Source organism: Kocuria sp. ZOR0020, from assembly GCF_000800955.1.
Lineage (GTDB): Bacteria > Actinomycetota > Actinomycetes > Actinomycetales > Micrococcaceae > Kocuria > Kocuria subflava.
This window is the reverse complement of the sequence record NZ_JROX01000058.1, coordinates 23,010-29,138: the sequence shown is the minus strand read 5'-3', so window position 1 is coordinate 29,138 and position 6,129 is coordinate 23,010. Positions and strand designations below refer to the sequence as shown.

Here is a 6,129-nt window from a genome sequence, read left to right as displayed (position 1 = left end):
GGCAGCAACGCCACTGAGGACGTTGCTGCCGCCGCGCTGCGACTCAGACTTCAGTCAACCGGTACGGGCGCCTGCCCCGGGTGGGTAGGTTCCCCCACTGGGGGAATCAGTCCGCGTCAGCCTCCGACTTGTTGGGGACCACCATGACCGGGCAGACGGCGTCCACCAGAACTGCCTGGGAGACGGAGCCCACCAGCAGACCACGGAAACCACCGTGGCCACGGGTGCCCAGGACCACCAGGTCAGCAGAGTTGGAAGCCTCCACCAGGGCATCTGCGGGACGACCGGAAAGCACGTGAATCTTGGTGTCCAGACCAGGCGCCTGCTCCAGAGCAACGTCCTCGACCGCCTGGCACAGGGTGCGTGCCGGCTCCGTGAGCTGGTCCGCAATGGCCTTGTCCAGCTCGGCGGAGCCGGAGGGCAGGGAGGTGATGGTGGGGATGACGGTCACGATGGACAGGCCCTTGCCGTGACGCTGGGCGTAGCTGGCTGCATGGCGGACCGCCGGGGACTTGGGGCCCAGCTTGTCCACTGCCAGCACAACACGTCCGGAGAACTCGCCGTCCTGGGAGTCCCAACCATCCGGCAGCACAATCACGGGGCACTTGGCGTGTGCAGCGGTGGCTGCGGACACGGAGCCCAGACGTCCACGGATGCCGTGCAGTCCACGCTTGCCCAGAACAATCAAGGAGTTGGGTCCGGACTCATGAACCAGCACCCCGGCCACGTCACCGCGCTCCAGGACACCTTCCGCCTTGACTCCGGCATCCAGCGCCTTCTGCACGCCGGCCTTTGCGGTTTCTTCCGCCTCTTCCTCGATCTTCTCCAGGAACGGGCCGGTGATGGCGGCATCTGCCACCACGGGGCGGCCGGTGGAAACCACGACGGTCAATGGGGCATCGGCTGCCTTGGCCTCTTCAACGGCCCAATCCAATGCATGCTCCGCAAATGCAGAGCCGTCATATCCGACGAGAATCTTCTCAGTCATCGCTCAGCCCTCTCTTCTGGGTCAGGGAGGACGAGACGTATGGGTCGGTCACCCAGATTGGCGTCTTCGCCTCTCCACCCCCATTCTATGGCTTCAGGTGCTTTTCGGCCCCAGAAATTTGGCAACGACTCTCCAGGTGACTTCCCGTGGTGCACACCCGCCACAAGCCGCCACATTCAGGCGTTGAGCAGCCAGCGATCCCCCCGCACACGAACCCCCAAGGTGACAGCCCGCGCCCCGATGTAACCGAAGGCGTAGGCCACCCACAGCCAGATCAGTCCAGGCATCTGAGCCAGTGAAGCCAGATGCACCACCAACAGCAGCGGCAGGTACACCACCAGGTTGATCACCCCGGCCAGAGCCAGGTAGCGGGCATCACCGGCACCGATCAGGACACCGTCCAGCACGAACACCCACGACGCCAGGGGCTGACCCACAGCCACCACCACCAGAGCTGCGGCGAACAATCGCTGTACCTGAGCGTCCGGGGTCAGCAACGGAGCGGTCCAGGGAAGGACCAGACCGACCACCAATCCGGTGACCACCCCGAACCACAGGCCGAACACCAGGATGCGGCGCATCAACTGCTTGACCTGGTCGCGTTCCTCCTGCCCCGCAGCCCCGGGGGCACGCAGGTCCCGCGCCCCGGTTTCCTTGCCCACCAACGCCTGAGCGGCGATTGCCAACGCGTCCAGGGCGTAGGCCATCACGTTGAAGATGGTCATGACCAGTTGATAAGCCGCCAGATTATGTGCGCCCTGAGCAGTCACCACCACCACCGTCAGCATCAGGGCCACCCGCAGGGAGACCGTGCGCAGCATCAACCACGACCCCACCCCCATGAGGGCAGTGAGCCGGCGCGCAGTGGTGCCCACGCCGACGTCGTGATGAGCGGCCTTGCGGGCCAACAGCACCATGAATGTGAAGGCCATCAGCCACTGGGTGATGCTGGTTCCCAGTGCCGCACCGGCCACGCCCATGCCCGCGCCGTAGACCAGGGCCACGTTGGCACCCACGTTGAAGACCGCACCAGACATGGCGATCACCAGCGGTGTGCGGGTGTCCTGAAGACCACGCAGCACCCCCATTCCGGCGGTGACCAGCAACATGGCGGGGATCCCGATCAGGGACCAGTGCAGATAGGTCACAGCCTGTTCCAGCACCTGGCCGGAACCACCCGTGGCGCTCAGCAGCGGGCGCCCCACGGCTGCACCCAACCCGGCCAGCAGCACACCCAGCACCGCTCCCAACCACAGGCCGTCACGCCCCACCGCCAACGCTTGCGCCATCCGGCCGGCCCCCACATGCTTGGCCACGGCCGGGGTGGTGGAGTAGGCCAGGAACACCATGAGGCCCACAGCCGTCTGGATCACCGCACTGGCCAGGGCAACGCCCGCCAGAGGGTCCGTACCCAAATGGCTCACGATCACCGTGTCCGCCAACAGGAACAACGGCTCTGCGATCAAGGCACCAAAGGCCGGGACCGCCAACGCCAGGATCTGGCGATTGAGGCCGTCGCGCCGCACCGGCCGCCGGCCTGCCGCCGCTGATCGTCTTCTGGCCACTGGCCCTCCTGTTCCGTGGTGATGCCCTTGCCAGGGGCGGATACAGCTCATCCGCGCGTCAAAACTGTGCCACACCCCGGCCCGGTGTGCCGTGGTTGCTAGCCTGTGGCTGACAGCGCCCACCAAGACCACTCAGCAGCGGGTGTGCGGCGCTGTCCCTCACCGAGGCCACAGCAATTGGACCCGACCATCCCCATTGGACTGGACCATCCCGATTGCCCTGCACCGCCCCGGTGAGCCTTCCCCGTCACCATCCGCAGGAGGAGCCATGGCCCGCTCAGTGAGAGGGCGCATCCACAACGGTGGCCTGCCCTCCTGGCCTCCGTTACGCACACGAGCCGTGGTCAACGGCCTGTGCCTGACGGTGTTCGGTTCACTGCTCTTTCACATCACCTGGAACATGTTGAACTTCCAGGTCTACGACGCCCATGAAACCTCCATGGTGCTGCGTGTGCTGGCCATCTGGCTGGCCGTTGGTCTGCCCCTGGGGTGTGTGGCAATCGGCATTCACCTGGTGCTCACCGCCGCCACTGCCCGGGATCGTCTGCTGCTCTCCCACGGCGCAGCAGCCTGGGACCCTGGTGAACAGGATGCGGTGTTGCGCGGCGTCAGGGTGCGCAACTGGCGCCCTGCCACAGGCTCACGCCCGGGGGCTTTCTCCGCGCGCACCCTGGGCTGGGTCCCCGTGCAGACCCCCCTGGCGCTGCTGCCCCTGGGATTGGGCGTTGTGGTGGGGCTCGGCCTGATGATCTGGCTGGCCACAGGCTACGGCCGCGCCGCCCTGATCCTGTGGGTCACCATCGCCTGGCTCGCATGGCGCAGCTGGCGTGCCTGGGGAGGCTGGACCGACTTCCGCACGGATCGGCAACGCCGACCGGGCTCGGCTCAACAGTCACCGGATGGCAGCCGCGTGGTGGTCATCACCGCTGACGAAGCCTGGGACCACGACGACGACGTCGACACCCACCACCTGCCCGCGCACCCCGACCCCTACCAGCGGGAACAACAACTGCGGCAGGCCATGGCGGATGAAGCGCCAGGCAGTCGGTATGCCGGTCATGACCGGCTGGGTGGTAACGGTCGGCTGGGTGGAAATGACGTGCGCGTCGAGGCCATCCAGGACCCCAACACCTACCGAGCTGAGACCACGGACCTGATTCCCGTGTACGCGGATGACGATCAGTACCCCGGGGACGAGTCCACCGGGGAGATCCCGGTGGTCCGTGAGCAGGACACAGCCCCGTTGCACCCGGATGATCGCAAACCACGCCGCCCCAAGCGCGCCCGCGTGGCAGCAGAGGACGAACAGGTGGTCCTGGTGGATCGCTCCGCCCAACGGGCTCACCAGGCAAGACTCAAGCGCAATGGACAATCCACGGATGCGCCGGCCGGACGCAGGCCAGGGCGCCGCCCCACCTCACGGCAAGAGGTTGCAGAGACTGAACCCACCAACGGCCGCGGACGGGGCCGAGGACTGCGCAAATACCTGGGTGAGCGGGTGACCGATCATCCAGCGGCCCACGCCAACCCGGGGAACCCGGCCGCTGACGCCCGAACCAGTCACATGCGGACGGTGCGCCGCAGCGGAGCTCCTTCCAAAGCAGAAGCCGAACGTGAGATCTACGACCGCAAGGTGGAGGCCGATTCCATTTTTGGCTACGTCATGGGCAAGCGCCGGGAGGACTGAGCAGGTAGCTCAGTGGCCGCGCAACTCATCCAGTTTGCGGCGGTCCTTCTTAGTGGGGCGCCCGGCACCTGGATCCCGGCGCGGCACCGCAGCACGGATCTGGGGTGGCGGTGGTTCGGAGAGATCGTTGTAGCACTCGCGCGCCACAGGGGCACCCACCCTTTTGACCAGCAGTTTAGTGACTTCCAGAACCTGCTGCCACCCAGGGCGGCGCACCACCACGGTGTCCCCCACGCGTACCGCTTGGGAGGCCTTGACGGGAGCCTGGTTCAATCTGACGTGACCGGCCCTGCATGCCGTGGTGGCCGCTGCACGAGTCTTGAACACCCGTACCGACCACAACCAGACGTCCAGCCGGACTGAGGCCGGCCCACTGTCCTGTGCAGTCGTGGGCCCTGGTGAATTCTCCCGAGGTGCCATGCCGTCCATGCTCTCACCTCAATGGAAGCTCTGACCTCAACGGAAACTGTTGCCACAACAGTGATTTTGCTGTTGATCGCCCCCGGCGGCGGGCGTATCTTTCAAGCATCAGTTCTCGAGGGACAAGGAGTTCGGATGGAGATGCGGACACTCAGCGAGACCGAAACGGGCAAGGCTGCAGGAGCCGTGAGCTAACAGGCCGGAGCAGACCACCCCATCGACCGGATGACGAATTGCACCCGCACAAGAACCTGACGGGACATCAACAAGCCGGAAGACGGAATCCGTGGCGCAGGCAGAAACCATTGAACAGCACGGTGGCAATGCCGAACCCGCAGTAGGATCGAGATTTTCAAGAACCCCACAGCGATCGCGACGCTGCGGGGTTCTTTTTGTGCCGTGTGCCGTTAACCATTTTGCAATCACGGTTTTGGCCAGTTTCACCCGCCGTCATGCGGCCCAAAGCGTGTTTCAAAGGTGCTCCCGAACCCTCAAGATGGTGCACATGACACACATGCTGCTCGGCTTGGACATCGGTGGAACCAGCACCCAGGGCCTGGTGGCGGAGTACACCGCCGGCCAATGGAACGTGGTGGCTCGGGCCAACGGCCCCAGTGCCAACGTGCAGAACGTGAGTGCCCAGGCCGCCGTGGCGGCCCTGGATCAGGTGGCCAGCCATCTTGGGCTGAGCCCCCTTCCCGCGGGAACGGCACTGCACGTGGTGGCTGGTTCCGGCGGCGTTGACACCCCGGAGGACGCCGAGCAGCTACGCGCCAGGATCGCCCAAGCCCTGGGAGTCGTCCCAGGGCAGAAGGGCCTGGACATCACGGTGGTGCACGACACCCGCTTGATCCTGGCGGCCGGAGGGCAGGACACGGGGATCGCGGTGATTGCAGGAACCGGGTCCGTGGCGTGGGGTCGCACCGCGGACGGGCAGGAGTCCCGCAGCGGCGGCTGGGGCCATCTACTGGGTGATGAGGGCAGCAGTTGGTGGGTGGCACGTGAAGCTGTGCGGCGCTCTCTACGGCGCCACGACATGGGACTCCCGGCAGATGATCTGGATTGCGCCGTGTTGCAGGCCCGTGGCCTGGACGCCCGAGATCACCTTATTGCAGATTTCCACTCCCACGCGGAGCGCACCGAGTGGGCGGGACTGGCCCGGCTGGTGGACCAGAACGCCACAGTCGGCCACCAGGATTCACAAGAACTGCTGCTGCAAGCCGCAACGCACTTGGTCACGGCAGCCAAGACTGTGGTCACCCAGTTGGGTGTCACCGGCCCCGTGGTGGTGGGTGGCGGGCTGATTTCACACTCCGCTCAGGTGCGCAGCGCTTTTCGGGACCTGGCAGATGATGCCGGGCTGACCGACGTCGTGGTCCTTGAACAGGATCCGGTCATGGGCACCCTTCACCTGGCGGGGCAACCACCCCGGAACTGACACCGGCCCGGTTCCTTGTAGGAACCGGGCC

The 6,129-nt window shown here is 65.8% G+C and carries 5 protein-coding genes; 2 read left to right on the top strand and 3 right to left on the bottom strand.

Going from position 1 to position 6,129, the window contains the following annotated elements; all coding sequences use genetic code 11:
- Positions 1–106: 106 nt before the first annotated feature.
- On the bottom strand, positions 107–988 hold the full coding sequence (locus tag L979_RS04190) for a universal stress protein (RefSeq protein ID WP_047689592.1): 882 nt from the start codon (positions 986–988) through the stop codon (positions 107–109).
- A gap of 176 nt (positions 989–1,164) precedes the next feature.
- Positions 1,165–2,604, bottom strand: coding sequence for an MATE family efflux transporter (locus L979_RS04185; RefSeq protein ID WP_081993756.1), 1,440 nt, complete (start codon positions 2,602–2,604; stop codon positions 1,165–1,167).
- Between the two features lie 217 nt (positions 2,605–2,821).
- On the opposite strand from L979_RS04185, the gene L979_RS04180 reads away from it, so the two are divergent.
- On the top strand, positions 2,822–4,240 hold the full coding sequence (locus tag L979_RS04180; protein ID WP_047689586.1) for a hypothetical protein: 1,419 nt from the start codon (positions 2,822–2,824) through the stop codon (positions 4,238–4,240).
- A 9-nt stretch (positions 4,241–4,249) separates the two neighbouring features.
- On the opposite strand, the gene L979_RS04175 is transcribed toward L979_RS04180, so the two are convergent.
- On the bottom strand, positions 4,250–4,660 hold the full coding sequence (locus L979_RS04175; RefSeq protein WP_047689612.1) for an RNA-binding S4 domain-containing protein: 411 nt from the start codon (positions 4,658–4,660) through the stop codon (positions 4,250–4,252).
- 505 nt (positions 4,661–5,165) lie between these two features.
- Here L979_RS04175 and L979_RS04170 point away from each other — a divergent pair.
- Positions 5,166–6,098, top strand: coding sequence for a BadF/BadG/BcrA/BcrD ATPase family protein (locus L979_RS04170; RefSeq protein ID WP_231559387.1), 933 nt, complete (start codon positions 5,166–5,168; stop codon positions 6,096–6,098).
- The last annotated feature ends 31 nt before the right edge of the window (positions 6,099–6,129 follow it).